The organism is Acidovorax sp. ST3 (assembly GCF_003231145.1).
Taxonomy (GTDB): Bacteria; Pseudomonadota; Gammaproteobacteria; order Burkholderiales; family Burkholderiaceae_C; genus Acidovorax.
Genome location: NZ_QKVP01000002.1, coordinates 908,981 through 933,957, shown reverse-complemented (window position 1 = coordinate 933,957; position 24,977 = coordinate 908,981). Strand labels below are relative to the sequence as shown.

Annotated in this window: 23 protein-coding genes; 10 read left to right on the top strand and 13 right to left on the bottom strand. The window is 65.8% G+C overall.

What is annotated here, in order from left to right; all coding sequences use genetic code 11:
- From DNK89_RS09190 to DNK89_RS09165, 6 genes are all read right to left on the bottom strand, one after another.
- On the bottom strand, nucleotides 1-1,005 hold the full coding sequence (locus DNK89_RS09190) for a transketolase family protein (RefSeq protein ID WP_110959787.1): 1,005 nt from the start codon (nucleotides 1,003-1,005) through the stop codon (nucleotides 1-3).
- Complete coding sequence (locus DNK89_RS09185) at nucleotides 1,002-1,856, bottom strand: transketolase (RefSeq protein WP_110959786.1); 855 nt, start codon at nucleotides 1,854-1,856, stop codon at nucleotides 1,002-1,004. The genes DNK89_RS09190 and DNK89_RS09185 overlap by 4 nt, the downstream gene beginning before the upstream one ends.
- Before the next feature lie 37 nt (nucleotides 1,857-1,893).
- Nucleotides 1,894-3,153 carry a TRAP transporter large permease gene (locus DNK89_RS09180; RefSeq protein WP_110959785.1) on the bottom strand — a complete coding sequence of 420 codons (1,260 nt, stop codon included), beginning with the start codon at nucleotides 3,151-3,153 and terminating at the stop codon, nucleotides 1,894-1,896.
- A 29-nt stretch (nucleotides 3,154-3,182) separates the two neighbouring features.
- Entirely contained in the window at nucleotides 3,183-3,698 is a 516-nt protein-coding gene (locus tag DNK89_RS09175; protein WP_110959784.1) for a TRAP transporter small permease, read from the bottom strand.
- 83 nt (nucleotides 3,699-3,781) lie between these two features.
- Entirely contained in the window at nucleotides 3,782-4,768 is a 987-nt protein-coding gene (locus DNK89_RS09170) for a TRAP transporter substrate-binding protein (protein WP_110959783.1), read from the bottom strand.
- Between the two features lie 44 nt (nucleotides 4,769-4,812).
- Nucleotides 4,813-5,562, bottom strand: a complete 750-nt coding sequence (locus DNK89_RS09165) for an SDR family NAD(P)-dependent oxidoreductase (RefSeq protein WP_110959782.1) — start codon at nucleotides 5,560-5,562, stop codon at nucleotides 4,813-4,815.
- A 177-nt stretch (nucleotides 5,563-5,739) separates the two neighbouring features.
- On the opposite strand from DNK89_RS09165, the gene DNK89_RS09160 reads away from it, so the two are divergent.
- Entirely contained in the window at nucleotides 5,740-6,624 is an 885-nt protein-coding gene (locus DNK89_RS09160; protein WP_110959781.1) for a LysR substrate-binding domain-containing protein, read from the top strand.
- Nucleotides 6,625-6,683: 59 nt separating this feature from the next.
- Here DNK89_RS09160 and zwf read toward each other — a convergent pair whose 3' ends face one another.
- On the bottom strand, nucleotides 6,684-8,138 hold the full coding sequence (gene zwf / locus DNK89_RS09155; protein WP_110959780.1) for a glucose-6-phosphate dehydrogenase: 1,455 nt from the start codon (nucleotides 8,136-8,138) through the stop codon (nucleotides 6,684-6,686).
- A gap of 174 nt (nucleotides 8,139-8,312) precedes the next feature.
- Between zwf and pgi the strand changes: the two genes are divergently transcribed.
- The 3 genes from pgi (at nucleotide 8,313) to DNK89_RS09140 (ending at nucleotide 11,715) form a co-directional block, all read left to right on the top strand.
- The gene (pgi, locus tag DNK89_RS09150) at nucleotides 8,313-9,881 is read left to right on the top strand and encodes a glucose-6-phosphate isomerase (RefSeq protein ID WP_110959779.1); all 1,569 of its coding nucleotides are present in this window, start codon (nucleotides 8,313-8,315) and stop codon (nucleotides 9,879-9,881) included.
- A 113-nt stretch (nucleotides 9,882-9,994) separates the two neighbouring features.
- Nucleotides 9,995-11,227 (top strand): AGE family epimerase/isomerase, encoded by a 1,233-nt coding sequence (locus DNK89_RS09145; RefSeq protein ID WP_110959778.1) that lies wholly within the window; start codon nucleotides 9,995-9,997, stop codon nucleotides 11,225-11,227.
- A gap of 77 nt (nucleotides 11,228-11,304) precedes the next feature.
- A complete protein-coding gene (locus DNK89_RS09140) occupies nucleotides 11,305-11,715 on the top strand; it encodes a GFA family protein (RefSeq protein ID WP_370220890.1) in 411 nt (136 codons plus the stop codon).
- A 54-nt stretch (nucleotides 11,716-11,769) separates the two neighbouring features.
- Here DNK89_RS09140 and DNK89_RS09135 read toward each other — a convergent pair whose 3' ends face one another.
- The gene (locus tag DNK89_RS09135) at nucleotides 11,770-12,702 is read right to left on the bottom strand and encodes an SMP-30/gluconolactonase/LRE family protein (protein ID WP_110959776.1); all 933 of its coding nucleotides are present in this window, start codon (nucleotides 12,700-12,702) and stop codon (nucleotides 11,770-11,772) included.
- Nucleotides 12,703-12,803: 101 nt separating this feature from the next.
- Here DNK89_RS09135 and edd point away from each other — a divergent pair, with 101 nt between their 5' ends.
- The 3 genes from edd to DNK89_RS09120 all read left to right on the top strand — a co-directional run bounded on the left by edd (nucleotide 12,804) and on the right by DNK89_RS09120 (nucleotide 15,750).
- Nucleotides 12,804-14,573 (top strand): phosphogluconate dehydratase, encoded by a 1,770-nt coding sequence (edd, locus tag DNK89_RS09130; RefSeq protein WP_110959775.1) that lies wholly within the window; start codon nucleotides 12,804-12,806, stop codon nucleotides 14,571-14,573.
- Entirely contained in the window at nucleotides 14,564-15,220 is a 657-nt protein-coding gene (eda, locus tag DNK89_RS09125; protein ID WP_056640906.1) for a bifunctional 4-hydroxy-2-oxoglutarate aldolase/2-dehydro-3-deoxy-phosphogluconate aldolase, read from the top strand. The genes edd and eda overlap by 10 nt, the downstream gene beginning before the upstream one ends.
- A 230-nt stretch (nucleotides 15,221-15,450) precedes the next feature.
- Entirely contained in the window at nucleotides 15,451-15,750 is a 300-nt protein-coding gene (locus DNK89_RS09120) for a DUF805 domain-containing protein (protein WP_015012623.1), read from the top strand.
- A gap of 124 nt (nucleotides 15,751-15,874) precedes the next feature.
- On the opposite strand, the gene groL is transcribed toward DNK89_RS09120, so the two are convergent.
- The 3 genes from groL to argC all read right to left on the bottom strand — a co-directional run bounded on the left by groL (nucleotide 15,875) and on the right by argC (nucleotide 19,047).
- The gene (gene groL, locus DNK89_RS09115) at nucleotides 15,875-17,521 is read right to left on the bottom strand and encodes a chaperonin GroEL (RefSeq protein WP_015012624.1); all 1,647 of its coding nucleotides are present in this window, start codon (nucleotides 17,519-17,521) and stop codon (nucleotides 15,875-15,877) included.
- Between the two features lie 96 nt (nucleotides 17,522-17,617).
- Nucleotides 17,618-17,908, bottom strand: coding sequence for a co-chaperone GroES (locus DNK89_RS09110; protein WP_015012625.1), 291 nt, complete (start codon nucleotides 17,906-17,908; stop codon nucleotides 17,618-17,620).
- 203 nt (nucleotides 17,909-18,111) lie between these two features.
- Complete coding sequence (gene argC, locus DNK89_RS09105) at nucleotides 18,112-19,047, bottom strand: N-acetyl-gamma-glutamyl-phosphate reductase (protein WP_110959774.1); 936 nt, start codon at nucleotides 19,045-19,047, stop codon at nucleotides 18,112-18,114.
- Between the two features lie 101 nt (nucleotides 19,048-19,148).
- On the opposite strand from argC, the gene DNK89_RS09100 reads away from it, so the two are divergent.
- Nucleotides 19,149-20,036 carry a LysR family transcriptional regulator gene (locus DNK89_RS09100; protein ID WP_110959773.1) on the top strand — a complete coding sequence of 296 codons (888 nt, stop codon included), beginning with the start codon at nucleotides 19,149-19,151 and terminating at the stop codon, nucleotides 20,034-20,036.
- A 46-nt stretch (nucleotides 20,037-20,082) separates the two neighbouring features.
- Here DNK89_RS09100 and petA read toward each other — a convergent pair whose 3' ends face one another.
- The gene (petA, locus tag DNK89_RS09095; protein ID WP_110959772.1) at nucleotides 20,083-20,709 is read right to left on the bottom strand and encodes a ubiquinol-cytochrome c reductase iron-sulfur subunit; all 627 of its coding nucleotides are present in this window, start codon (nucleotides 20,707-20,709) and stop codon (nucleotides 20,083-20,085) included.
- Between the two features lie 366 nt (nucleotides 20,710-21,075).
- On the opposite strand from petA, the gene DNK89_RS09090 reads away from it, so the two are divergent.
- On the top strand, nucleotides 21,076-22,455 hold the full coding sequence (locus tag DNK89_RS09090) for a sigma-54-dependent Fis family transcriptional regulator (RefSeq protein WP_110959771.1): 1,380 nt from the start codon (nucleotides 21,076-21,078) through the stop codon (nucleotides 22,453-22,455).
- An 89-nt stretch (nucleotides 22,456-22,544) separates the two neighbouring features.
- Here the strand turns inward: DNK89_RS09090 and DNK89_RS09085 are convergent, their stop codons facing one another.
- Nucleotides 22,545-23,252: a TetR/AcrR family transcriptional regulator gene (locus DNK89_RS09085; RefSeq protein ID WP_203422223.1), complete on the bottom strand. Its 708-nt coding sequence runs from the start codon at nucleotides 23,250-23,252 to the stop codon at nucleotides 22,545-22,547.
- 331 nt (nucleotides 23,253-23,583) lie between these two features.
- Here DNK89_RS09085 and DNK89_RS09080 point away from each other — a divergent pair, with 331 nt between their 5' ends.
- Nucleotides 23,584-24,933 carry an NAD(P)-dependent oxidoreductase gene (locus DNK89_RS09080; protein ID WP_110959770.1) on the top strand — a complete coding sequence of 450 codons (1,350 nt, stop codon included), beginning with the start codon at nucleotides 23,584-23,586 and terminating at the stop codon, nucleotides 24,931-24,933.
- Nucleotides 24,934-24,977 lie beyond the last annotated feature (44 nt).

The window sequence follows — 24,977 nt, the reverse complement described above, 5'->3', positions numbered from 1 at the left end:
CTATTTCAACCACGCCTTGACGCGCGCCGACAACGCCTCGGTGCTGATGCCGTAGCGGTCGTGCAGCGTGGGCAAAGCCCCCGCATCCAGGTAGGCATCGGGCAGCCCCGCCAGGCGGAACCGCGCGGGCTGTACGCCGTTTTGCAGCAGCGCGCTGGCCACGGCCTCGCCCAGGCCGCCGACCACCGAGTGGTTCTCTGCCACCACCACCAGGCGGGGCTTGCGCTGCACCTCGGCCAGGATGGTTGCTACATCGAGTGGCTTGATGGTGGGGCAATGCAGCACGCCCACGCCGATGCGGTCGGCCTGCAGCGCCTTGGCCACCTCCAGCGCGCGCATGGTCATGATGCCGCTGGAGATGATGAGCACCTCGTCGCCATCCACCAGGCGCTTGGCCTTGCCCAGCTCGAACTGGTAGTCGTACTCGTCCAGCACCAGCGGCACATTGCCACGCAGCAGGCGCATGTAGACGGGGCCGTTGTGGGCGGCCATCTGCGGCACGGCCTGTTCGATGTCGAGCGCATCGCAGGGGTCGATGATGGTCAGGCCGGGGATGCCGCGCATCATGGCCAGGTCTTCGGTGGCCTGGTGGCTGGGGCCATAGCCGGTGGTCAGGCCGGGCAGCGCGCAGCACATCTTTACGTTGAGGTTTTCTTCGGCGATCACCTGGTGGATGAAGTCGTACGCACGGCGTGTGCCAAACACGGCGTAGGTGGTGGCAAAAGGAATCAGGCCTTCCTTGGCCATGCCGCCCGCCGCGCCCATCAGCAGCTGTTCGGCCATGCCCATCTGGTAAAAGCGCTCGGGGTAGGCCTGCGCAAACAGGTGCAGGTCGGTGTACTTGGCCAGGTCGGCGGTCATGCCCACGATCTCGGGGCGGGTGGCCGCCAGTTCGACCATGGCCTTGCCAAACGGTGCGGCTTTGACGCGCTGCCCTTCGCCCGCGATGGACGCGATCATGGCGGAGGTGGTCAGGCGCGGCTTTTTCTCGGCAACGGTGTTCATGCGGCGACTCCTTCGGGGGCGTTCTGGTCGAGGATGGCGAGGGCCTGCTGCCACTCGGGCGGATCGACGCGGATGAAGTGGTTCTTGTCACGCGTCTCCAGGAAGGGCACGCCCTTGCCCATCAGCGTGTTGAACAGGATCACGCGTGGCTTGGGCTCCGTCAGATGGCGGGCGGTGTCAAAGGCCGCCAGCACGGCAGCCAGGTCATTGCCATCAACACGCTGCACATGCCAGCCAAAGGCCAGCCACTTGTCGGCCAGCGGCTCGAAGCCCAGCACCTGGCTGCTGGGGCCGTCGGCCTGCTGGTTGTTTATGTCCACCAGGCAGATCAGGTTGTCCAGCCGGTGGTGCGCGGCCGACATGGCGGCCTCCCAGGTCGAGCCTTCGTCGAGTTCGCCGTCGCTCATGGAGTTGTAGACGAAGGCGGGGGTCTTCTTCTGCTTGAGCCCCAGTGCCATGCCCACACCGATCACCAGGCCCTGGCCCAGTGAGCCGCCCGAGATTTCCATGCCCGGTGTGTACGTGGCCATACCGCTCATGGGCAGGCGGCTGTCGTCGCTGCCGTAGGTTTCCAGTTCCTCCTGCGGAATCACGCCGGCTTCGATCAGCGCTGCGTAGTGGGCGATGGCGTAGTGGCCGTGCGAGAGCAGAAAGCGGTCGCGGCCCTCCCAGGTGGGGTCTTGGGGTTGCAGGTTCAGTGCGTGGCCGTAGGCCACGGCCAGCACGTCGGCCCAGCCCAGTGCCTGGCCGATGTAGCCCTGGCCCTGAACCTCACCCATGCGAACGGCGTAGCGGCGGATGCGATGGGCGCACCGGGCCAGCGCCTGCAGTTTGTCTGCGGCGGAAGTCATGGAGTTCTCCTGTGTGAAAGCGGGGGAAGAAAAGCGGTCAGCGAAGGATCGAGGCCGGCACGTAAGACACCAGCGCCAGCACCAGGAAGGCCACGAAGTAGAACGGCCCCAGCTCGCGCACCGTCCGGCCCACCTTGACCTTGGCCAGTGCGCTGGTGATGAACAGCGTGGTGCCCACGGGGGGGGTGTAGAGGCCCACAGCCAGGTTCACCACCATCATGATTCCCAGCTGCACCGGGTCCATGCCAATGCTTTCGGCCAGGGGCAGGAACACCGGGGTCAGCAGCAACACGGCGGCCGGCAGGTCGATGAACATGCCGATGAACAGCATCAGCAGGTTCATGATCAGGATCACGATCCAGCCCTGGCTCACGTTCTGCTGGATCCAGTGGGCCACACCCGTGGGCATCTGGTCGTAGGTCAGCAGCCAGCCGATGGCGGCAGAGGCCATGATCACCAGCAGCACCACGCCGGTCGCCAGGCCCGCATGCACCACGGCATCGTTCAGGCGCTTGAGCGACAGGTCGCGGTACACCACCACCGACACCGCAGCGGCGTACAGCGTGGACAACACGGCCACCTCGGTCGGTGTGGCAATGCCAAAGCGTAGGAACAACACGATCAGCACCGGCAGCAGCAGCGCGGGGGACGAGTACAGCAGGTGCACGCGGAATTCACTCCAGTTGATGGGGGTGGTGTCGCGCGGGAAGTTACGGCGCTTGCCGACCCACCAGCACATGAACATGAAGCCGACGCACATCAGGATGCCGGGCAGGATGCCCGCGACAAACAGTGCCGCGATGGAGGCATTGGCCGTCAGGGCGAACAGGATCATCGGGATTGAGGGAGGGATCAGGATGTCGATGGTGGCCGCTGCAGCCAGCGTGGCGGCAGAAAAAGCGGGCGGATAGCCCAGGCGCTTGTGCCAGGGGATCAGCAGCGAGCCGATGGCCGAGGCATCGGCCACCGCCGAGCCCGACACACCACCGAACAGCGTGGACGACAGCACGCCCACCTGCGCGGGTCCGCCGTGAAAGCGGCCGATCAGCGTGCTGAGCACGCCCACCAGCGCTGCCCCCAGGCGGCCGCCCATCATGAGCGAGCCGGTGAGCATGAAGAACGGGATCGCGATCAGCGGAAAGCTCTGCACCTGCGCCACCATCTGCTGCACCAGCAGATCGAGCGGCACGCGGTCGGAGGTGGCGGCGGCCGCCATGGCCGCGACCAGCAGCGCATGGGCAATAGGCATGGCCAGCACGGCCGCGCCGAGAAAGACAAAAAGAATGAGGGCGCTCATGGTGAGATCCTTGGCAGGGGTGGCGGGGCTTACCAGTGCGCCTCGGGCACGGCGGTCTCGGCATCGGGGGCGCTGGGCACCGGTGGCGTGGCCCAGGCGTTCCAGGCCGACTTGAGCGCCAGCAGCGCCAGCATCACCAACCCACCCATCACGCAGCCATAGGTGAGCGACCCGGGCACCTGCAGGATGGGCGACTTCTCGTCGTGCACGATCTCCAGCATCTGAAAGGTGGCCCGAGCGAGCGTGCCGTACAGCGCTGCCACCACCAGCCAGCTGCCGATGGCCGCCCAGCGGCGCAGCGCGGGCGGTACGGCGTCCATCAGAAAGCTGGTGGTGATGTGGGCACCGTGCGCTGCCGCCAGCACTACGCCAGACATGACCAGCCATGGAAACAGCAGCTCCGGCACCTCATTGGCCCACTGCAGGCTGGTGCCGGTGGCGTAGCGCAACACGGTGTTGGCCACCAGGATGATGAAGATGACGGACGTGCTGATCCACAGCAGCACTCGGCACACGCCGACAACGGCCCATTCGATGAGGTTCATCGGGAGACTCCTTGGGCTGCAGGGCCGGGGCCCGTGCAGCGGCTTCGGGAAAATGAGGACAGGCGCCGCAGCGCCCGGAACGGTCAGCGCGCGGCGGCGATGACTTTCTTGAGGTACGGGCCGATGGGCGTGGTCAGCCACTTGGCGTCCACCGCAGCCGTGGCCTTGGCAAATGCGGCCTTGTCCACCGTGGTCACTTGCACGCCCTTGGCCTTGAGGTCGTCCAGCAGCTTGTCGTCGGCCTCTTGCGACATCTTGCGCTGCAGTGCCGTGGCCTCTGCAGCCGCCTCGGTCACGGCCTTGCGGTCCGCATCGGACAGGCGGTCCCAGGTGCGCTTGCTCATGAGGAATGGCGTCATCTGGAACATGTGGCTCGTCAGTGCCAGGTGCTTTTGCACTTCGTACAGCTTGCTGGCGTGGATGTTGACCAGCGGGTTCTCCTGCCCATCGACCACGCCTTGCTGCAGCGCCACGTACAGCTCGGCAAACTTGATCTGCTGTGCCTCGGCACCCAGCGCCTGCATGATGTCCACCAGCACCGCGTCCGGCGGGGTGCGCATCTTCAGGCCCTTCATGTCTTCGACCTTGGTGATGGGGCGTTTGCTGTTGGTCATGTGGCGGATACCGTTGTCCCAATAGCCCAGCACCACCATGCCCTTGTCGACCGACTTCTGTGCCAGTTCCTGGCCCAGCGGGCCGTCCAGTAGCTTGAAGGCCTGCGCGGGGGTGGAGAACATGAACGGCATGCCGTAGGCGGCGTACTCGGGCACGGCCACCGACACGGCGCCTTGCGAGTTCGCCGTCATGTCCAGCGCGCCGGTGCGCACGGCCGTGACCATCGCGGCATCGTCGCCCAGCTGGGCGGAGGGCGCCACCTGTACCTCGATGCGGCCTGCGGTTTTGGCCTTGAGGGTTTCGGCGAATTTGACGGCAGCCTCGTGGCGCGGATTGCCGGGGGCTGCGCCATGGCCCAGCGTGAGCTTCATGGCCTGCGCCTGCGCGAGCCCGGGCAGTGCCACTGCCAAGGCAGCGGCTGTCAGCAAGGTGCGGGTGAAGGTTTTGCGTTGCATGGTTTGTCTCCTGGTTTATGTTTGTTGAGAGGTAGTGCAGGCGGTCAGTGGATCAGCATGCCGCCGTTCACATCGAGCGTGATGCCGGTGCAGTAGGTCGACAGCGGGCTGGCCAGGAACACGCAGGCGCCGGCAATGTCGTCGGCCCGGCCCAGGCGGGCCAGCGGAATGGTCTCTGCGATCTCGGCCTTCTTCTCTTCGGTCAGTTTGCCCTTGATGATGTCCGTGCCGATCAGTCCGGGTGTGATGCAGTTGACGCGGATGTTCTCGGGACCGAACTCGCGGGCCATGGCACGGGCCAGGCCCAGCACGCCCGCCTTGGCGGCCGAGTAGTGGGGCCCGCCCAGAATGCCGCCGCCGCGCTGGGCCGACACCGACGAGATGCAGATGATGGAGCCGCTTTGCTGCGCGCGCAGTGTGGGCAGCACGGCCTGGGACATGTACAGCGTGCCGCGCAGGCTGACATTAAGAATGCGGTCGTAGTCGGCGCCGGTGATCTCCAGCGTCTTGACGGGCTGGGTGATGCCGGCGTTGTTGACCAGCGTGTCGATGCGGCCGAAATGCGCACGCACCTGGGCGGCAGCGGCTTCGCACGATGCCTTGTCGGTCACATCGGCCACCAGGCCCAGGTGGCCCTCGCCCAGCCGCGCGGCGGCGCCTGCGGGGGCGGCGGCTTCGAGGTCGAGGATGGCGACTTTGGCGCCTTGCTCGGCCATCAGTCGGGCGGTGGCAAACCCGAGGCCGTTGAGTCCCGCCCCTCCGGTAATGATGGCAACCTGGTCCTTGAGCAGCATGTGTCTTGTCTCCTGTGGTGTGAAGGTGCAGGAGACTTGCGCGCTGCCCGTGAGGGCGGCTGTCAAAGCGGTGTCTCCTGTTCTGGGAGCCGATTCTCAAAGCCGCTCAAGATGATGACAAGCGATGAATCATCAGCGTAAGATGACATTCCGTCATCTAACGTCAGGGTTCACCCCATGCCCACCTTGCCGCCCATTGCCAATCTGCAGGCCTTCGAGGCCGTGGCACGCCGCCGCAGCTTTGCACTGGCCGCGGCGGAGCTGAACCTCACGGCCTCGGCCATCAGCCACCAGGTTTCGCGGCTGGAGGCGCAACTGGACATTCGCCTGTTCGAGCGCAGCGCCCATGGGGTGCGCCTGAGCCCTGCGGGCGAGCATTACCTGATGCACGTGGGGGCTGCGCTCAACGCCATTGCCACGGCCACCGACGATTTGCGGCATGGCATCCGCAACAGCCTGTATGTGCACACGGCACCCAGCATCGCCAGCCTGTGGCTCATGCCGCGCCTGCACCGCTTTGCACAGGCCTACCCAGAGATATCACTCAACCTCTCAGCCGCCCACACGCCCAGCGATTTCGCGCTCGGCCAGGCCGACATCGACATCCGCTATGGCATTCCGCAGTGGGGCGATCTGGTGGTGGAGCCGCTGTTCGAGGAAGCGATCGTGCCGCTGGCCAGCCCGGCCTTCATCAAGGTGCACAAGCTCAAGCGCGCGGAACAGCTGCTGGACCTGCCGCTGATCCAGAGCAATGTGAGCATCGTGCAGTGGTCGGACTGGTTTGGCCGATTCACCAAGCTGCGGGCGCCCGACCGTTTCTCCCTGCGGTTTGACCGCGCCCAGATGTCGCTGGATGCCGCCACGCAGGGATTGGGCGTGGCCCTGGAGAGCGCCGTCAACGCAGGCGGGCACTTGGCCGATGGCCGACTGAAGGCCCCGTTCGGCATGGACCAGGCCGTGCGGGTGAAGGCGCATTTTGCGGTGTACCCCGAGCGGCACGCCAAGCGCCCGGCGGTAGAGGCCTTCCTGTCGTGGCTGCACAGCGAGGCTGCGCAGACCTGAAGAAAACAAGGCCCAGCGACCGGGGCTGCGAATGTCTGCAGCCACCGGTGACAAGGCTCTCACATCTCCTCGCTCCAGCAATACCCGTCGCGCGCAATCATCGCGCTGGCGGCACGCGGGCCCCAGCTACCGGCGGGGTAGGGGCGCGGGCCTGCCGGGTCGTTCTTCCAGTACTGCAGGATGGGCTCTACCCAGCGCCAGGCTTCTTCCTGCTCGTCGCTGCGCACAAACAGGTTCAGGCGGCCCGCAATCACGTCGAGCAGCAAGCGTTCGTAGGCGCCCACGCGCTCGGTGCCAAAGCGCTGGTCAAAGTCCAGGTTCAGGTGCACCTGCGACAGCGCGGGTTCGGTCTGGTGCTGGGCGGCGCCCTGCGCCATCAGGTGCAGCTCCAGCCCGTCCTTGGGTTGCAGGTTGATCACCAGCCGGTTCGCGGCGCCTGCAGGCGTCTTGAAGATGGGGTGGGGCACGGGCCGGAAGTTGATGACGATGTGCGCGTCGCGCCCCGCCAGCCGCTTGCCAGTGCGGATGTAGAACGGCACGCCCGCCCAGCGCCAGTTACTGATCTCGGTGCGCAGCGCCACAAAGGTCTCGGTGGTGCTGCTGGCGGCCACGCCTTTTTCTTGCGCGTAGCCGGGCACGGGCTGGCCCTGGTGGTTGCCGGCCGCGTACTGCCCACGGATCACATGCTGGCCGATGGTCTCCAGCGTCCAGGGCTTGAGCGACTGCAGCACCTTGAGCTTTTCGTCACGGATGGCGTTGGCGCTGGAGTTGATGGGCGGCTCCATGCCGATGGCGCACAGCAGCTGCAGCGCATGGTTTTGCACCATGTCGCGCAGCGCGCCGGTTTGGTCATAAAACGCGCCGCGCGATTCCACGCCCAGCTCTTCGGCAATCGTGATCTGGATGTTGGCGATGGTCTCGCGGCGCCACAGGGGCTCGAACAGCGCGTTGCCAAAGCGCAGCGCAAACAGGTTCTGCACCGAGGGCTTGCCCAGGTAGTGGTCGATGCGGAAGACCTGTTCTTCCTTGAGCACGCGGCGCAGCGTGTCGTTGATGGCCTGGTTGGACTGCAGGTCGTGGCCCAGGGGCTTTTCCAGCACCACGCGGGTGGTGGGACCGTTCAGGCCCACGGCGGCAATCTGCTCGCACACGTTGGTGAACAGGCTGGGCGCGGTGGCCACGTACATCACCACCGAGTCGGCGCCGCGCGCTTTCAGCGTCTCGGCCAGGCGCTCGTAGTCCTGGGTTTTGGACAGGTCCATGCGCAGGTAGTGCAGCAGCGCCGCAAAGCGTGCAAACTCGTCCGGGCTGGGGCGCTTGGCCAGTTCCACGCTGTCGAACCGCGACTGGATCAGGCTGCGGTATTGTTCGTCGCTCAGGTCGTCGCGTGCGACCGCGATGATGCGCCCCCCCTCAGGCAGCGTGCCATGCCGAAAGGCCTGAAACAATGCGGGCATGAGCTTGCGCCAGGCAAGGTCGCCGGTGCCGCCGAACAGGACGAGGTCAAAACTCATGGTGTCTCCGTGATGGGGTGGTTCGTTTTGTTGCGTGGGATTGTAATCACGTTACATGATTTTCCAAAGAATGCTGCCTTGTTACTACTGCGTGTAACTCAAAAGAACCTGCCAATAAGCCATTTGATTGTGTAATCAAGTTACTATCTCGGCGCTTTTCACCCTACCTGTTTGATGACCATGCCCCTCCGTTGCGACCAGTCTGCGCTGTGGCCCCAGTTGGCCGCCCACTATGCCTCCCACGGCCAGCACCTGGACATGCGCCAGGCGTTTGCGCAGGACGCCCTGCGGTTTGCCGCCTTCAGCCAGTCGGCTCCGCATGTGTTTGCCGACCTGTCCAAGAACCTGTGGGACCAGGGCACCCAAGCGCTGCTGCTGGACCTGGCCCGCGACTGCGGCCTGGCGCAACACCGCGATGCGATGTTTGCGGGCGAGGCCATCAACACCACCGAAAACCGCGCCGTACTGCACACGCTGCTGCGCCGCCCTGCAGGCGTGGCCCTGCCCGGTGATGTGCCCGAGACCGCGCAGCGCCTGGCCGATGTGCACCACACGCTTGACGCCATGCTGCAGTACGCCGAGCAGGTGCGCAGCGATGCGGCCATCACCGACGTGGTGAACATCGGCATTGGCGGGTCGGACCTGGGCCCGCACATGGCCGTGCGTGCGCTCGAAGAGTTCCGCATCCCCGGCAAGCGCTTTCACTTTTTGTCGAACGTGGACGGGCACGAACTGCACCATGTGCTCAAGGGTTTGCGGCCCGAGAGCACGCTGTTCCTCATTGCGTCCAAAACCTTCACCACGGCCGAGACCATGACCAACGCGCGCTCGGCGCTCGCTTGGTTTGCTGCCCAGGGCGGTCGCGATGTGGCCCGCCACTTTGCAGCGCTCACCACCAACATCGAAGCCGCTGGCGCCTTGGGCATCACCACCACCTTCGGTTTCTGGGACTGGGTGGGCGGCCGCTACTCGCTGTGGTCGGCCATTGGCCTGCCGATCGCCATCGCGATTGGTGCGCAGGGGTTCCGCGACTTCCTCGCGGGCGCGCATGCCATGGACGAGCATTTCCGCACCGCGCCGCTGGCGCAGAACCTGCCCGTGCGCCTGGGCCTGCTCGATGTCTGGTACCGCAACTTCCACGGCTTCACCAGCCGCTGCATCGCGCCGTACCACGCGGCGCTGGGCCGCTACTCGGCCTACCTGCAGCAGCTGGAGATGGAAAGCAACGGCAAGCGCGTGGCGCAAGACGGCAGCACGCTGGCGTGCGTGACGTCGCCCGTGCTGTGGGGCGAGCCCGGCACCAATGGTCAGCACGCGTTCTTCCAGATGCTGCACCAGGGCGCCGACGTGCTGCCGCTGGAGATCGTGGCCGTTCGCAAGGCCTCGCACCCGTTGCCGGGCCACCAGCAAAAGCTGCTGGCCAACGCGCTGGCGCAAACGCAGGCGCTGATGGTGGGCAAGGCCAGCGACGACGGCCACCGGCACTTTCCGGGCAACCGTCCCAGCACGCTGATGCTGCTCGAATCCCTCACCCCCACCTCGTTGGGTGCGCTGATTGCGCTGCAGGAGCACCGCGTGTTTGTGAGCGGCAGCCTGTGGGGCATCAACAGTTTTGACCAATGGGGCGTGGAGCTGGGCAAGGTGCTGGCCAAGGACCTGGAAGCGCGGCTGGAGAGTGGCGATGTGTCGGGGCTCGATGGCTCCACAGCGGGCTTGCTGGGCCTGCTGTGCAACGCGGCCTGACCCTCACGGCACTGCGCCGTCCTCGGGGTAGCGCTGGCGCGAGACCAGGCGCCCCACTGGCAGAAACCAGCGCGGTTTCTCGCTCAAAGCCCAAAGAAAAGGAGACACACGCCATGGCGATTCCGCCCCTGCCAGACTTCCGCTCTGCTGCCTTTTTGCGCCAGCATCTGCGGGACACCATGGCGTTCTACGACCCCGTGGCTACCGACCCGAGCGGCGGGCAGTTCCACTTCTTCCTGGACGATGGCACGGTCTACAACCCGCGCACCCGCCACCTCGTCAGTGCTACGCGCTTTGTCGTCACGCACGCCATGCTGTACCGCACCACCGGCGAGGCGCGTTACCAGGTGGGCATGCGGCACGCGCTGCACTTCCTGCGCACCGCATTCCTCGATCCTGCTACGGGTGGCTATGCATGGCTGATCGATTGGCAGGATGGCCGCGCCGCCACACAAGACGCCACGCGCCACTGCTATGGCATGGCCTTTGTGATGCTGGCCTATGCCCGCGCTTACGAGGCCGGAGTTCCCGAAGCCCGCGATTGGCTGGCTGAGGCTTTTCAAACGGCTGAGAAGCACTTCTGGCAACCCGCCGCAGGCCTGTATGCCGACGAGGCCAGCACCGATTGGCAGTTGACCAGCTACCGGGGCCAGAACGCCAACATGCACGCCTGCGAGGCCATGATTTCGGCCTTCTGTGCCACGGGCGAGCGTCGCTACATCGAGCGTGCGGAGCAACTCGCACAAGGCATCTGCCTGCGGCAGGCCGCGCTGTCCAACGCTGCCCTCGCTCGCGCCGCTGAAGGGTGGGTGTGGGAACACTTCCACGCTGACTGGTCCGTGGACTGGGACTACAACCGCCACGACCGCAGCAACATCTTCCGCCCCTGGGGCTACCAGATTGGCCACCAGACCGAATGGGCCAAGCTGCTGCTGCAACTCGACGCCTTGCTGCCCGCCGACTGGCACCTGCCCTGTGCGCAGCGCCTGTTCGATGCGGCTGTGGAGCGCGGCTGGGATGCCGAGCACGGCGGCCTGTACTACGGCATGGCGCCCGACGGCAGCATCTGCGACGACGGCAAATACCACTGGGTGCAAGCCGAAAGCGTGGCGGCTGCGGCGGTGCTGGCGGTGCGCACGGGCGACGAGCGCTACTGGCAGTGGTACGACCGCATCTGGGCCTATTGCTGGGCCCACTTTGTGGACCACCAACACGGCGCGTGGTTTCGCATCCTGCACCGCGACAACCGCAACACCACCCGCGAAAAGAGCAATGCGGGGAAGGTGGACTATCACAACATGGGGGCGTGTTATGACGTGTTGGGAGTGGTGGCAGCGGGGACTTGAGCGCGGAGAATGGCGACTACTGCCATTTCCAAGGACGAGGTTTGTGTATGAGCGAAATCGCCACTGAGAGTCGGCCCATGTACCAAGCGGCCTGTCATTGCGGTGCAGTTCGGTTTGAGGTACGGCTCACAGACGGCTTGCGCAGTGCCCGTAGATGCAATTGCTCCTACTGCAGCATGCGTGGCGCGGTGGCTGTTTCTGCCAACTTGAGCGATATGAAGGTATTGCAGGGCGCGGATGTACTGACCCTGTACCAGTTCAACACGCGTGAGGCCAAGCACTACTTTTGTTCCCGCTGCGGCATCTATACCTTTCATCAAAGCCGGTCCTCTCCTCATCAATACGGGATCAATGTTGCGTGTATCGAAGGAATGAGTCCTTTCGACTTCGAAGAGGTGCCCGTCAGCGAAGGGCGGATGCATCCCAAGGATGCTGGTGGACGCAGCGGAACGATTGCTGGCTGGCTGCGATACACGGCCAATCGGTAAGCCGGGAAAACGGGCCTGCAAGCATTGCCGCTGGGCACGCTGGATCACTCCTTCTTATGCACGTTGGAATGCATTGACTGGCAGTCCTGCCACCTCCACCCGCACGCTGAACAGCGACCCCGCCGGAATCGCCGCTTCCTGCTCCTCCACAGGCCTCCCCGCCCGCGCCGACGTAATGAACAACGTCCGCAAATCCTCCCCCCCAAAACACACCATGGTCGGGCACTGCACCGGCACCGCAATGCGCTGCAGCACCTCACCTGCTGGCGAAAGCTGCAACACGCAAGCCCCTTCGTACATCGCCACCCAGTAGTTCCCCTCCACATCCACCGCTGCCCCATCGGGCCGACCACCGTAGGGCTGGCCTTCCACCTTGCGGTCAAACTGCACCCAGGGGCGGCGGTTGGTGATCTCGCCGGTAGACACATCAAAGTCGAACTGGTCAATGCGGTGTTCGGGTGTGTTGGACCAGTACATCGTGCGGTTGTCGGGGCTGAAGGCCAGGCCGTTGGCAGTGAAGTTGTTGCCCGCCATGTGGCGCACGCGGTAGCCGGTGGCGCTGGCGGCGTCGGCCTGCAGGCACCACAGCGCGGCATGGGGGGCGGTGCGCGGCGTGATGACCGAGCCCGCCCAGAACCGGCCAGCGGTATCGCAGCGACCGTCGTTCAGGCGCAGCACGGCGGTATCGTGCTGGTCAGCGGGCAGCAGTGCCAGGCAGGTGAGGGCGGTGGGGTCTGCGCTGTCCTTGGCAGTGTCCAGAAGATAGAAACCGTTTCGTAACCCGATTACCAATCGTCCATCACCCGCTGGCGCGCAACAGCCGGGCTCGCTGGGCATGCGCCATTGCCGGTGGTGGCCGCTTTCGGGATGCCATGCGTGCACCGCTTGTCCCTGAATGTCACACCAGTAAAGGGATTTTTCCGTGGGGTGCCAGAAGGGCGATTCGCCCAGTTCGGATGGCGGCAAGGGCAAGGTTTGCAGGGACATGGGTTGAAGCGGGGTGGTTATCGAGTTACATTCTAGGGCCTCAGATAACAGGCGCCGGGCACATCGCCCCGGGGCCTTGCCACCCACCGATGGAGACTTCCATGCACCCAGTTGTAGCGCGCGTGACCGAGCGCATTGTCCAGCGCAGCGCAGACACCCGCGGCGCTTACCTTGCCGGCGTTGACGCCATGATCGCCCGCAAGCCCGCCCAAGACCGCATGGGCTGCGCAAACCTGGCCCATGCCTATGCGGCGTTGCCGGGCTCTGACAAGTTCAAGGTCACGGTCGAGAAGGCGCCCAATATTGGCGTGGTGACGGCCTACAACGACATGCTCTCGGCCCACCAGCCGTACCAGGGCTACCCCGCCGTCTTGCGCGACGAAGCCGCCCAGCTTGGCGCCACGGTGCAAGTGGCAGGCGGTGTGCCAGCCATGTGCGACGGCGTGACGCAGGGTACGCCCGGCATGGAGCTGTCGCTGTTCTCCCGCGATGCCATTGCCATGGCCACTGCGGTAGCGCTGTCCCACGATGTGTTCGATGGTGCGCTGCTGCTGGGCGTGTGCGACAAGATCGTGCCGGGTCTGCTGATCGGCGCGCTGCACTATGGCCACCTGCCCTGCGTGTTTGTGCCTGCAGGCCCCATGGGCACGGGCCTGTCGAACAAGGACAAATCCAAGGTGCGCGAGCAGTACGCACAAGGCCTGGTGGGCCGCGACGAGCTGCTCAAGGCCGAGTCCGCCGCGTACCACAGCCCTGGCACCTGCACCTTTTACGGCACGGCCAACAGCAACCAGATGCTGCTCGAAGCCATGGGCCTGCATGTGCCCGGCGCGGCGTTCGAGTCGCCCGGCACCGAGGCGCGCGAGGCCTTTACGCGCCAGGCGCTGCGCACCGTGCTCGGCATCGGCAAGCGCGGATCGCGTTTCACCCCCATCGGCAAGCTGGTGGACGAGCGCTGCATCGTCAACGCCATGGTCGCGTTGCTGGCCACGGGCGGCTCTACCAACCACCTGATCCATTGGGTGGCTATTGCACGCAGTGCAGGCATCCTGATCGACTGGACGGACTTTGACGAACTCTCGTCCGTGGTGCCCTTGTTGGCCCGCGTGTACCCCAATGGCGATGCCGACGTGAACCAGTTTCAGGCCGCAGGCGGCCCGCCGTGGATCCTGCGCGAGCTGCTGGCGGGCGGCTTCATGCACCCCGATGTATTGAGCGTGAACGCGGGCGGCATTGCCGATGGCGGCAAGAGCGCACCCGCCGTATCGGGCGACACCTCGGTGCTGCGGCCTGTGAGCGAACCCTTCTCGCCCACGGGCGGCCTGCGCCTTCTGCAAGGCCGCCTGGGCCGTGCGGTGATCAAGGTCTCGGCCGTGCCCGAAGACCGCCACATTGTCCAGGCCCCGGCGCGTGTTTTCGATTCGCAAGAAGCCCTGCTCGCCGCCTTCAGCGCGGGCGAGGTCAACCAGGACATGGTGGCCGTGGTGCGTTTTCAGGGGCCGCAGGCCAATGGCATGCCCGAGCTGCACAAGCTCACGCCCCCGCTGGCGGTGCTGCAGAACCAAGGCTTCCAGGTGGCGCTGGTGACTGACGGTCGCATGAGCGGCGCATCGGGCCGTGTGCCTGCTGCCATCCACGTCACGCCCGAGGCACTGGCCGGTGGTCCGCTGGCCAAGGTGCGCGATGGCGACATCGTGCGGGTGGATGCAGTCGCTGGCACGCTCGATGTGTTGGTGGACGATGCCGAGTGGGCCGCTCGCGCCCCGGCACCCTTCAACGCCCCATCACCCATCGGCTTTGGCCGTGAACTCTTCACCAACTTTCGCCGCCACGCAGGCGGTGCCGAACAAGGAGCCTGCACATGGCTGTAACCCCTGCTTCCACCCCCATGAATCCCCTCGACATCGCCAGCCATGGCCCCGTCATCCCCGTCATCGTGATCGACCGCGTGGAAGACGCTCTGCCCCTGGCCGAGGCCTTGCTGGCCGGTGGCGTGAAGGTGCTGGAAGTGACACTGCGCACCGCCGCGGGTCTGCCCGCCATCGAAAGCATCGCCCGCCATCTGCCCGAGGCCGTGGTGGGCGTGGGCACGGTGCTCAATGCCGATGACGCCCGCCGCGCCAGTGAAGCCGGTGCGCGGTTTGCCGTGAGCCCCGGCTACACGTCGGCCGTGGGCAGCGCCTGCAAGGGCCTGAACCTGCCGCTGCTGCCCGGCGTGGCCACGTCGAGCGAGATCATGGCGGCGCTGGCCGATGGGTTCTCGTTCCTCAAACTGTTCCCGGCCGAGGCCGTGGGTGGCATCCCGCTGCTCAAGTCCTGGGCCAGCCCGTTTGGCCAGGTGAGCTTTTGCCCTACCGGCGGCATCACCAACGCCACCGCTTCCAACTACCTGGCGCTGCCCAATGTGCGCTGCGTGGGGGGCTCGTGGCTCACGCCCACCGACGCGGTGCGTGCGGGCGACTGGGCGCGCATCACGCAACTGGCGCGTGACACCCAGGCGCTGCGCAAGGCGGCCTGAGGGATCGCTGGCGCTGGGTTTGCGGCCAAAAGCGCCCCATGCGCTAGTGCATTAAGCGCTGGCAGCTATAAAAATAATAGCGTCTAACTTTAAAAAATCCGTGGCGCGGGCGGCACAGCGTGGCCGCTGTGTGTGTCGAGCCGGCTGGACTTGTCGCAACGCCCCTCTATCATGGCCACGCGGGGATACCCCGTGACCGAGCAACGATTGTTCAAGAGAGGGAGTTCGCTATGGATTTTGTTTCGGCTGTCAAAAGCTGCTTCGCGCAGTACGCCGGGTTTTCGGGCCGTGCGCCACGCTCCGAGTTCTGGTGGTTCGCGCTGTTCCAGCTCGGCGTGCTGGTGATTGCCACCATGATCAGCCAGGTGCTCTACGGCATTGCCGCCTTGGCCCTGCTGCTGCCCGCGCTGGCGGTGGGCGCACGCCGCTTGCATGACATTGGGCGCTCCGGCTGGTGGCAGCTGCTGTCGCTCACCGGTATTGGTACCCTGGTGCTGATTTACTGGTGGGTGCAGCCCAGCGGGGAGTAAAGCCGCCGCAAGCTGACGCCCCGCGTTGGCGCCCATGAAAAAAGCCCGCAGACCGTAAGGCCTGCGGGCTTTTGTGTTGTGGACTGCGCAGCGAGCACCGGGCTGCTGCGCAGGGGCCGGGCAATTACATACCCATGCCGCCCATGCCACCCATGCCGCCCATGTCGGGCATGCCAGCAGCAGGTGCGTCGTCCTTTGGAGCCTCAGCCACCATGGCTTCGGTCGTCAGCAGCAGCGATGCCACGGAAGCGGCGTTCTGCAGGGCTGTACGGGTCACCTTGGTGGGGTCCAGGATACCCATTTCGATCATGTCGCCGTAGGTGTCGTTGGCAGCGTTGAAGCCGTAGTTGCCCTTGCCGTTCAGCACAGCGTTCACCACCACCGATGGCTCGCCACCAGCGTTGTAAACGATCTCGCGCAGAGGGGCTTCGATGGCCTTCAGGATCAGCTTCACGCCAGCGTCCTGGTCGGGGTTGTCGCCCTTGATCTCGCCAGCCGCTTGGCGTGCGCGCAGCAGGGCCACGCCACCACCGGCCACGATGCCTTCTTCCACCGCAGCGCGGGTAGCGTGCAGGGCGTCTTCCACGCGGGCCTTCTTTTCCTTCATTTCGACTTCGGTCGCAGCGCCGACCTTGATCACTGCCACGCCGCCGGCCAGCTTGGCCACGCGCTCTTGCAGCTTTTCACGGTCGTAGTCGCTGGTCGCTTCTTCGATCTGGATGCGGATTTGCTTCACGCGGGCTTCGATGTCGGCAGCGGCACCAGCACCGTCGATGATGATGGTGTTTTCCTTGCCCACTTCGATGCGTTTGGCTTGGCCCAGGTCGGCCAGCGTGACCTTCTCCAGGGACAGGCCCACTTCTTCAGCGATGACCTTGCCGCCCGTCAGAATGGCGATGTCTTCCAGCATGGCCTTGCGACGGTCGCCGAAGCCAGGAGCCTTCACAGCCACAACCTTCAGGATGCCGCGGATGGTGTTGACCACCAGCGTAGCCAGGGCTTCGCCTTCGACTTCTTCAGCAATGATCAGCAGGGGACGGCCAGCCTTGGCAACTTGCTCCAGCGTGGGCAGCAGGTCGCGGATGTTGCTGATCTTCTTGTCGAACAGCAGCACGAAGGGGTTGTCCAGCAGAGCGGCTTGCTTTTCTGGGTTGTTGATGAAGTAGGGCGACAGGTAGCCGCGGTCAAACTGCATGCCTTCCACGACATCCAGCTCGTTTTGCAGCGACTTGCCGTCTTCCACGGTGATCACGCCTTCCTTGCCGACCTTGTCCATGGCGTCAGCAATGATCTTGCCGATGGACTCGTCGGAGTTGGCCGAGATCGAGCCCACTTGGGCGATTTCCTTGGAGGTGGTGGTGGGCTTGGAAGCCTTCTTCAGCTCTTCGGTCAGGGCCAGCACGGCCTTGTCGATACCGCGCTTCAGGTCCATGGGGTTCAGGCCAGCGGCCACGTACTTGGAGCCTTCGCGCACGATGGCTTGGGCCAGCACGGTAGCGGTGGTGGTGCCGTCACCAGCGTTGTCGCTGGTCTTGGAAGCCACTTCCTTCACGAGCTGGGCGCCCATGTTCTGCAGCTTGTCCTTCAGTTCGATTTCCTTGGCCACGGACACACCGTCCTTGGTCACGGTAGGGGCGCCGAACGAGCGCTCCAGCACCACGTTACGGCCCTTGGGGCCCAGCGTGACCTTGACCGCGTTGGCCAGGATGTTCACGCCTTCAACCATGCGTGCGCGGGCTTCGCCGCCGAAAACTACGTCTTTTGCTGCCATTTTGGAGCTCCTGAAAATTGGGTTCAAATTGGCTGCTAGCGCATGATTAATCAGCGCAAGCAGCTATGAAAAGATGAGTAACGCAGGGGTGAGAAATTACTTCTCGACCACGGCAAACAGATCGTCTTCCTTCATGACCAGCAGCTCGTCGCCGTTGACCTTGACGGTCTGGCCCGAGTACTTGCCGAACAGAACGCGGTCGCCGACCTTCACGTTCAGGGCGATCACTTCACCCTTGTCGTTCTTCTTGCCAGGGCCCACGGCCAACACTTCACCTTGATCGGGCTTTTCGGCGGCGTTGTCAGGGATCACGATGCCGGAGGCCGTCGTGGTTTCGCTTTCAATACGCTTGACGATCACGCGATCGTGCAGAGGGCGAAGGTTCATTGCATTGCTCCTGTTTTCAGTAAAAAAAGCTGATGGATTCAATCAGCCCCGGCCATCCGGGGCCACCAAACTGCCAGCAGGGAGCGCGGTGTTAGCACTCGTCTGCGGTGAGTGCTAATGATACGGGCATTTGTGGCCATTTCAAGACACCCCCCCAGAACATGGGGAAGAAGGCTTCTCCTCTCCGGTTCTGCCCGCGCCCGTCAGGTCGTGCCGCCCAGCATCAGATCCAGGTTCTGCACCGCCGCCCCCGAGGCGCCCTTGCCCAGGTTGTCAAACACGGCGGTCAGCAGCACCTGGCCGTGGCGGGCGTTGCTGAACACCCCCAGCCGCAGCTGGTTGGTGCCGTTCAGGGCCTGTGGGTCCAGGTGCTCGGCCGCTTCGGTGGCGGCGGGGGGCATCACCTCGACAAAGGGGGCGTCGGCATAGTGCTGCTGCAGGCAGGCGTGCAGGTGTTCGCCTTGCGTACCGGGCGCGAGCTGCCGCAGATGCAGCCCGATGGTCAGCACGATGCCCTGGCGGAAGGCGCCGTACGAGGGGAGAAAAAACGGGCGCTGCGACAGCCCGGCGTGCTGCGCGATCTCGGGCGTGTGTTTGTGCTCCAGCGGCAGCCCATAGACCTGGAAGGCGGGCGCATGGCCTGCCTCGGGGCCTTCGTGGGCTTGCACGCGGGCACGCCCTCCGCCGGAGTAGCCCGACACCGCATGGATGTTGAGCGCATGGTCGGGAGGCAGCAAGCCGGCCTGCACCAGGGGCCGCAGCAGGGCGATAGCGCCTGTGGGGTAACAGCCGGGGTTGCTGACGCGTTGCGCGCTGGCGATGCGCGCGGCCTGCGCCGCATCCATTTCCGGAAAGCCATAGACCCATTGCGCGTCCGTGCGGTGGGCCGAGCTGGCGTCGATCACGCGCACAGCGGGGTTGTGGATGGCGGCGACTGCTTCGCGGGCGGCGGCGTCGGGCAGGCACAGGATGGCGATGTCGCAGCTGTTGATGGCTTCGGCGCGGCGGGTGGGGTTCTTGCGGTCGGCCTCGGGCAGTGTCAGCAGCTGCAGGTCGGTGCGGCCGTGCAGGCGCTGGTGGATTTGCAGGCCGGTGGTGCCTTGGTCGCCGTCAATGAAAACAAGGGGCTGGGTGGTCATGGTGCGGATTCCTGGCATGGGGGGATGTGGAATCTTCGGCGCCGGTCTAAACTTTGGAAAGTTGAATTTCACAAACTTCAAGATCAGTTCTGCTGAACGTCATGCGCGAACTCAATCTCGACCGGCTGCGCACCCTGGTCACCATCGCTGACCTCGGGTCTTTTGCCGAAGCGGCCCGCACGCTGCACCTGGCGCCGCCCACGGTCAGCCTGCACATTGCGGACCTGGAGGCGTTGATTGGTGCGCCGTTGCTGGTGCGCAAGCGGGGCGAGGTGCGGCCGTCCGGCGCGGGAGAGGTGCTGGTAGAGCGAGCCCGGCGCCTGCTGGCCGATGCCGACGAGGCCATGGACCTGGTACGGCGCCAAGTGCAGGGGCTGGAGGGGCGGGTGCGGCTGGGCGCGTCCACCGGCGCCATCGCGCACCTGCTGCCCCAGGCGCTGGAGGTGCTGGGCCAGCACCACCCCGGCATCGATGTGCAGGTGGTGGTGCTCACGTCACAGGAGACCGTGTCGCGGTTGGCGCTGGGCACGCTGGACGTGGGCCTGGTGGCCTTGCCCATGGCGTCGGTGCGCGGGGTGACGATGATGCCCTGGCGGCGCGACCCGGTGATGGCGTTTGTCCCCTCGGCCTGGGCGGCACCCCGCAGGGTCACGCCCCAGTGGCTGGCGGGGCAGCCGTTGATCCTGAATGACGATGGCACCAGCCTGTCACGCCTGACGAGCGAATGGCTGGCCCTGGCGGGCGAGCAGCCCAAGGCGCGCATCCAGCTCAACTACAACGATGCCATCAAGAGCCTAGTGGCTGCGGGCTACGGAGCCACGCTGCTGCCGCACGAGGCCTCTACCGCCACGCCGCTGGACCCGCGCATCCGCATGCTGCCGGTGCAGCCCCGGCTGTGGCGCCCCCTGGGCATTGCCCACCGCGCGGGCCCGGTAGAGCGCGCCACCCAGCATGTGCTGGATGTGCTGTGGCAGCAGAAGCAGGTCTGACGCGAAGTGGCACCGGCAATGCGCCGCCCCAGGCGGCTGCCATCGATCAGGCTGCGTCGTCCCCGATGAGCAACCGGGTGTCAGACACGTAGCGGTGCGGCGGCACCTCCAGGTTGGTGGGCGCGGGCTTGTTCTTGAAGACGCGGCCTGCCAGGTCGAAGGTGGAGCCGTGGCAGGGGCAAAAGAAACCACCCTGCCATTGGTCTCCCACGCTGGGGTTGCTGGTGCCTGCGGGCACGGCGGTGGGGGAGCAGCCCAGGTGCGTGCAGATACCCACCGAGACAAACACCTCCGGGCGGATGGAGCGTTGCGGGTTGCGGGCGTACTCGGGTTGCTGGTCCTTGCGCGAGGCCGGGTCGGCCAGCGCGGCGTCTTGCTGGGGCAGGGCGGCCAGCATTTCGGGTGTACGTCGCATGACCCACACGGGCTTGCCGCGCCATTCCACCGTCTTCACGCCACCGGGCGCCAGGTCGCTGATATCCACCTCCACACCGGCGCCCATGGCCCGTGCGCGTTCGCTGGGGGCCAGGCTGGACACCAGGGGCACGGCAACCCCTGCTGCCGCCACGCAGCCCGTGGCCGCCGTCAGCAGCACCAGCTGCCGACGCTCTGCGGAGGGATCGCTGTCGGTGCCTGGAAGGGAGCCATTGGGAGTAGCGGGGTGGAGGGCCATGGGGTGCTTTCTGAGAGAGAGGTAGGACTGGCCGTGGCGCCGAGACCGAGAGAGGGCTCGACGGGGTGACGGCCACCGCCCGCAACGCAGCGGGCGGCAATGCTTTACCGCAAACGACGTGCCATCACCCGCAAGACCGGCCTGCCATGACGCGTCCCGCATGAAAAGCCTTTGAATTCAACAGGTTGCGCGCGCATATCGTGTGAGCGGGCGCGCCGCAGGCCCGGCCCCAGCCGGATGGACTGCTACTCCGTCTGCCAAATTAACTGCCAACTGCCATCCATTGCAGTCCGCATGGCATAGATCAAAGGCCCGTCGGCGAAACCGGTGCACCGTCAGGGCCTTTGCCTGCACCGAGGTGTTGCCATGCCCCGTCTTCCCACGCCGCCCGCCGAACTGGTGTCCTTTCTGGAGGGCCTGCCCGATCCACACATCCTGCTGGACGACCGCTATCGCATCCTGGCGGCCAATGGGGCCTATCGCCGCCAGTTCGGTGCATCGGGCGGTACGGAAGGCGGTGCGGAGGGCAGTGTGGTGGGGCGCACCTGCCATGCCGTGTCTCACCATGCCAGCGTGCCGTGTGACCAGGCGGGCGAGTCCTGCCCACTGGCGCTGGCGCGCGCTTCGGGGCAACGCGAACGGGTGCTGCATGTGCACCACACGGCCCAGGGTGAGGAATATGTACAGATCGAGCTGGCGCCGGTGGCGGGTGCGGACGGCACCACAGGGTTCTTTGTCGAAAAGATGGTTCCTTTGCCGGTGGCGGCGCAGCCGGTGCCGTCGGCGCAGGGGCTCATCGGGCGTTCGCCCGCTTTCCAGAAGATGCTGGGGCTGGTGGCGCGGGTGGCACCCTCGCGGGCTGCGGTGTTGTTGCAGGGCGAGTCGGGCACGGGCAAGGAGCTGGTGGCCCATGCCGTGCACCAGGGCAGCCTGCGCGCGCGGCGCGCACTGGTGCCCGTGGACTGCTCCAGCCTGCCCGAGGCGCTGTTCGAGTCCGAGCTGTTCGGGCATGAGAAAGGGGCGTTCACCGGCGCGGCCCAGGCCCGACCGGGGCTGGTGGAGGCGGCAGACGGCGGCACGCTGTTTCTGGACGAGGTGGGCGACATCCCCCTGCCGCTGCAGGTCAAGCTGCTGCGCATGCTGGAGACCGGCACCTACCGCCGCGTGGGCAGCACCGAGCTGCGGCATGCCGACCTGCGCGTGGTATCGGCCACGCACCGCAACCTGCAGCACATGGTGGCCGCAGGGCGCTTTCGTGAAGACCTGTACTACCGCCTGAGCACTTTTCCCATCCACCTGCCACCGCTGCGCGAACGCCAGGGCGATACCGCCCTGCTGGCATGCGCGCTGCTGGAGCGTGTGGCTCCCCCGCCCCGGACACTGCAGCTGTCTGGCGCTGCGCTGGCCTTGCTGGAGGCGCAGCCTTACCCCGGCAATGTGCGGGAACTGCGCAACCTGCTGGAGCGCACCGCCCTGCTGTGTGATGGCGACACCATCGGCGCGGAGCATGTGCAGCAAGCGCTTGCCTGCGGCCTGCCGCCGCTCGCGGGGGCGGTGGAGGAGGGCGCAGGGGAGTCGCGTGCATCGGCGGCGTTGGCCGGGTCGTCACGTCAACGAAGGTTGCTGGACGACCAGGCCCTGCAACAGGCTCTGGCAACCCACCAGGGCAGTCGCGCGGCGCTGGCGCGGCAGCTGGGCATCAGCGAGCGATCGCTGTACCGGCGGCTGAAAGACTCGGGCGTTTGACGCCCATAGATGAAGAAATCGGCCCCAGGCGCATAGCTTGATTGCGTCAGCAGCTATTGTTTATATAGCGTCTGGTGTGCCGTGCCTGCTTACACCATCGCATCGGGCGCCAGCGCGCTCAGCACCATGCGCACGATCAGCTCTTCGGCCTTTTCGTAGTCGCGCTCGGTCAGGGCGGGCTTGCCCAGCAGCAGGGCGAACTGGGCCTCCTGCTCCGCGTACGCCTGGGTCACCGACCAGATGATGAACATCAGGTGCGTGAAGTTGACCTTGGCAATGCGGCCCTCGCGCGCCCAGCGCTCGAAGGTGCGCACCTCGGTCTTGAGCAGCGGCGCCACCCGTTCGGTGATGGCCGTGCCATACCGTGGTGCACCCGCAATCACCTCTTTGGTGAACACCTTGGCGCCCTGGGGGCGCGTACGCGAGTAGTGCAGCTTGGCGCGGATGTAGCGCCGCAGCGCTTGCTGCGGGTCGTCGCTGTGTGACAGGTCTTCCATGCCCGCCAGCCACTGGGTGAGCACATCGTCCAGCACCCGCTGGTACAGCGCCTCCTTGCTCGGGAAGTAATACAGCAGGTTGTGGCGGCTGATGCCAATGGCGGCGGCAATGCTCTCCAGCGAGGCGCCTTCAAAGCCGAATTGCGCAAACTGGTTCTCCGCCTCGGTGAGGATGCCCTGCTCCTTGAGCAAGCGCGATGCTGTAGGTGCGCGGGGCGCGGCCTCGTCAAGAGCGGGCGGGCGGGCCACCTTGCGGGGGCGGGGGGCGGGGTTGGCAGGGGACGGGCGGGCTGCAGTCATTGCACCATTGTGGAACAAGCCGGGGCCTGAAAACTGGCAATTGGCTGGCTGGAGGCTGGCACGCGGTTTGCTTTAGGGATTTTACCAATTGGTAAATTTTTACGGGTTGGTAAATTGACCCACAACGCAGGGCACCGCCGCACCAAAGCAGCGGGCACCTGCAACCCACAGCGAGGACCACGATGAAACCTCCGAAGTTTGCGGGTACCAGCCTTCACGCTGGTGCCGCATTGGTTGGCGCCACTGGCTGGCGCTCCAGCGCTGCGCGGCGTGCGCCTGCACGCCCTATAGGCGCCCAGACCCCCACCCTCACCCTCTCGGAGGAAACCTGATGGACACACCCGCAAGCCGTGCCTGCGGCATTCATGCCGCACGCCTGAACCTGGCCGACTACGCCGTCAACTTTGGCGACGCCCACCCACCGCTCACCCGGGCGCAGGCGTTGATCGAGGCGGAGCGCTGCTACTACTGCCACGACGCCCCCTGCGCCACGGCATGTCCCACGGGCATCGACATCCCCTCCTTCATCCACCGCATTGCGCAGGACAACAACCGGGGCGCCGCCCGCGCCATCCTGGAGGCCAACCCGCTGGGCGGCATGTGCGCCCGCGTGTGCCCCACCGAGGTGCTGTGCGAGCAGGCCTGCGTGCGCAACGCCAACGAAGACAAGCCGGTGGAGATCGGCTCGCTGCAGCGCTATGCCACCGACGCCTTCTTTGCCCAGCCCGGTGCACCGCTGTTCCAGCGCGCCGCCGCCACCGGCAAGCGCGTGGCCGTGGTGGGCGCAGGGCCTGCGGGCCTGGCCTGTGCGCATGGCCTGGCCGTGCGCGGGCATGACGTGGTGCTGTTCGAGGCGCGCCCCAAGCTCGGCGGTCTCAATGAATATGGCCTGGCCAGCTACAAGACCACCAACAACTTCGCGCAGAAGGAAGTGGAGTGGCTGCTGTCCATTGGCGGCATCGAGGTGCGTACCGGCCAGCAACTGGGCCGTGACATCACGCTCGATAGCCTGCTGGGCGCCTACGACGCCGTGTTCTTGGGCCTGGGCCTGCAGGGCGTGAACGCGCTGGGCGTGGCCGAACCCACGGCCACCGGCCTGCGCAATGCGGTGGACTTCATCGCCGAGCTGCGCCAGAGCACCGACCTCTCCACCCTGCCCGTGGGCCGCCGCGTGGTGGTGATCGGCGGCGGCATGACGTCGGTGGACGCCGCCGTGCAGTCGCGCAAGCTGGGCGCGGAAGAAGTGACCATCGTCTACCGCCGGGGCGCCGAGGCCATGTCGGCATCGGCCGTGGAGCAGCAATGGGCGCAGACGAATGGCGTGACCATCCGCCACTGGGCCGCACCCAAGGAGGTGCTGAGCGAAAACGGCGTGGTGAAGGGTGTGCGCTTCGCGGCCACGGCACTGAGCGGCGGCAAGCTGGTGGAAACCGGCGAGACCTTCACGCTCGAAGCCGACATGGTGCTCAAGGCCATTGGCCAGACCTTTGTGGCCGATCCCGTGGGCAGCCGCATTGCACTGGAGGGCGGGCGCATCGCCACCGATGCTGAAGGCCAGACCAGCCTGGCGCGTGTGTGGGCCGGTGGCGACTGCCGCGTGGGCGGCCGCGACCTCACGGTGGAAGCGGTGGAGCACGGCAAGGTCGCCGCGGTCTCCATCCACGCCGCACTGATGGCTTGAGATGGCCTGAAGTGGCCTGAACCCCTTCACCCCAGTTTTCACGG